Source organism: Okeania sp. (assembly GCF_983059655.1).
Genome location: NZ_CEZPJD010000755.1, coordinates 1 through 3,875, shown reverse-complemented (window position 1 = coordinate 3,875; position 3,875 = coordinate 1). Strand labels below are relative to the sequence as shown.

General features: G+C 35.9%; 1 protein-coding gene. It reads left to right on the top strand.

Translation table 11 applies throughout. The features are described 5' to 3' along the window. Nucleotides 1–190: 190 nt before the first annotated feature. Entirely contained in the window at nucleotides 191–3,811 is a 3,621-nt protein-coding gene (locus tag AC3DU7_RS27865; protein WP_488042507.1) for a GAF domain-containing sensor histidine kinase, read from the top strand. Nucleotides 3,812–3,875: the final 64 nt, after the last annotated feature.

Below are 3,875 nucleotides of genomic sequence, written 5' to 3'. Positions count from 1 at the left end.
AAGTTTATCAATAAGTAAATCATCTAAGATAGTTTCTATAATTCATAGATATTTGCTCATTAAGTAGATATACAAAAAATTCAGTCATATATGATGTATAAATATTAACGATACTTATTCTGAAACATTATCTATAAATATAAAAATCTTTAATAATAATATAAAAATATTTAATAGTAATCAATAAATTATGTCTGTAGAAAATCAAGAATATAAAAAAAAGTTAGCAACAGCGATCGCTCATATTCCAACATCCCTGGACCAAGATACTATTTTCAAAATTACTATTAAAGAAATACGACAGTTAATCAATGCAGACCGAGTAGCATTGCTTCGCTTTTACCCTCAGTTAAATTGGCAAGGAGAATTTATTTGCGAAGATGTAGCAGATGACTGGAACTCCATTTTAGGAGTGAAGTTAGAACATTGGCCTTTTAGGGAAGAATTGGCTGCATATAATAAAGAAAGATACATTGAGACTATAACAGATATTAAGCAAGCAACATTAAGTGAATCTGAGGCAAAAATTTACCAAAAGTTTCAGGTGCAAGCTCATTTGGTAGTTCCCATACTCAAAGTAGATAAAACCAAGGATGCTACCACATTAACTAAGCCCGAACTATGGGGATTACTTTGTATCCATCAATGTAGCAGACCTCGGCAATGGCAAGATGTGGAGATTGAATTTGCTCAGATAATGGCTCAAAATCTAGAATTAGTAGTCAAAAATACAGATGTTCTAGAAGCAGCACATTACCAAATACAACAACAAAAAGCATTAGCTAGAGTAATCAAAAGAATTCGTACCCCAATAGACTTAGAAGAAATTTTTAAGATTACTGCTATAGAAGTACGTCAACTACTCAAAGCAGACCGCGTGGCAGTTTTTCGTTTTTATCCAAAACGTGATTGGGAAGGAGAATTTGTTTCTGAAGATGTAAGAATAGAGTGGGATTCAATATTGGCAGCCAAAGTATACGACCACTGTTTTGGAGGAGAATATGCTGTTCATTATCAAAAAGGTAGAATACAAGCGGTAGCAGATATTTATCAAGCAGAATTAAGTGATTGCCATAGAGAAATATTGGGTAAATTTCAGGTTCGTGCCAATCTAATTGTGCCTCTACTCAAAGGTTTAGGAACAGGAAGATTACCCGAACTTTGGGGTTTGTTATGCATTCATCAATGCAGTGGTCCCCGTCATTGGCAAGAATATGAAATAGAATTTGTCCAACAAATAGCCGATCATTTTGGCGTAGCACTACAGCAAGATGATGCTCTCAGACAAGTTCAAAAACAGTCAGCACAATTAGCTATAAGTAAAGAAAAAGAAAAGTTAGCCGAACGCCAGAAAATTGTAGGTGAATTATTTGACAAAATTCGTTTATCTCTAGAAATTAAGACAATTTTTGCTATTGCAACCGCAGAAGTAAGAAAACTTTTGCAAGCAGAGCGAGTGGCAATATATCGTTTCTTGCCAGACTTTAGCGGGGAATTTATTGCTGAATCTTTTGCAGAAGGATGGACTCCCCTAGTAGGAGTTCAGCCCATAATTAAAGATACCTTTTTAGAAGAAAATCAGGGCGGGCGATATGCAAACAATGAAACTTTTGCTGTTGATGATATTTATCAAGTCGGTCATGATGAGTGTCATATTCAACTTTTAGAACAATTTGAAGCCAGAGCTTATCTAATTGCGCCAATTTTGCAAGGTGAAAAACTGTGGGGTTTACTGGCAGCTTATCAAAATTCCGGCCCCCGTCATTGGCAAACTGATGAAGTAGACTTGCTAGCTCAAATAGCTGCTCAGTTAGGGGTAGCTCTGCAACAAGCTGAGTATTTTCAGAAAGTTCAGGAGCAGTCGGTACAACTAGCAAAAGCAGCAGAGCAGGAAAGATCGGCAGAACGTGAAAAAACTCTGGCCGCAATTGTTGACAAAATGCGTCGTTCTCTGGATATTAAGACAATTTTCCAAACAACCACTCAAGAAGTGCAACATCTTTTAGATGCAGACAGAGTTGCGATCTTCCGCTTCAATGATGATTGGAGTGGAGAATTTATGGCTGAGTCAGTGGCTGAAGGTTGGGTTCAGTTAATACAGGAGCAAAAGGAAAATCCTAAAATTCCTGCAAATGTTAATCTATGTTCCATTAGAGATTTGCAAAATTCTCTAACTGATACTTATTTACAGGAAACAGAGGGCGGGCCTTTTAATAGAGGATTAGTTTATCGTACTTGCAAAGATATCTATAATTCAGGTTTTAGTAATTGTTATATTGAAGTATTAGAGTCTTATCAAGCTAGAGCTTATGCTATTGTTGCTATTTATAAGGGCAAAAAACTTTGGGGTTTGCTGGCAGCTTATCAAAATTCTGCACCCCGTGAGTGGGAAACAGCAGAGGTAGAATTATTAGCTCAAATTAGCGTTCAGTTAGGAGTAGCGCTGCAACAAGCTGAGTATGTCAAACAAGTTCAAACTCAAGCAGCAGAGTTAGCCAAAGCAACAGAACGACAAAAAGCACTGTCAATTACTATTGATAGAATTCGACAATCTCTTGATATTAATACAATTTTTCAGACGACTACTCAAGAGGTACGACAGTTACTAGAAGTTGAAAGGGTAGCTATTTATCGTTTTTATCCAGACTGGAGTGGGGAGTTTGTGGCAGATTCGATGATTGATGAATGGACTCCTATGGTTCAGACTCCTCTAGCAATTAATCCTGTAATCAGTAAACTGACTCATGCCGGTAAACTTCCTAGAAATGAAACTTTTGTGCCAATTTTGCAGGGAGAAAAACTTTGGGGATTACTGGTTGCTTATCAAAATTCTAGCCCTCGTTATTGGCAAGATGAAGAAATTAATTTGCTAGCACAGGTGGGAGTACAGTTAGGTATTGCTTTACAACAAGCTGAATTACTGGAAAAAACCCGTACCCAAACTGAAGAATTAACAAAAACTCTGCACGAGTTAAAACAAACTCAAGTGCAGATGATTCAGGGTGAAAAAATGGCTAGTTTAGGGCAGTTAGTAGCAGGAATTGCCCATGAAATTAATAATCCTGTAAATTTTATTTTTGGCAATCTGACTCATGTAGATGAGTATGCACAAAACTTGCTCACTTTGGTGAAATTATATCATCAACATTATCTTGAACCAGTTCCAGAAATCAAAAATTTTTCAGAAGATATTGACTTAGAGTTTATTATTAAAGATTTGCCTAAGATGATAAATTCTATGAATATGGGAGCTGAAAGAATTCGTCAATTAGTATTATCATTAAGAACATTTTCTCGTCTTGATGAATCTCAAATGAAAGAAGTAGACATCCATGCAGGAGTTGATAGTACCCTGTTGATTTTGCAACATCGATTGAAACTTCAAGCACAAATTCCTCAGATTAAAGTTGTTAAAAATTATGGGGATTTACCTTTAATTTCCTGTTATGCAGCTCCAATTAATCAGGTATTTATGAACCTGCTTAGTAATGCTATAGATGTATTGGAAGAAAAACTGGAAACAGATAAATTTTTTATTCCTACTATTACGATTACTACAGAAATTGATAGAGATAATCCAGGGACAGTTTTAATTAAAATTTCTGATAATGGCTTGGGAATTACTCAAGAGGTAAAAGACAAAATATTTGACCTATTTTTTACTACTAAAGATGTAGGAAAAGGAACTGGTTTAGGGCTTTCTATTAGTTATGAAATTATAGTACAAAAACATGGAGGTCAAATATTCTGTAATTCTCAATTAGGTCAAGGAACTGAATTTATTATTCAAATTCCAATTAATCAGGAGTAGGAGAGTAGGGGAGTGGGGGAGTAGGGGAGTGGGGAAGTAGGGGAGTAGGGGAGTGGGGGAGTAG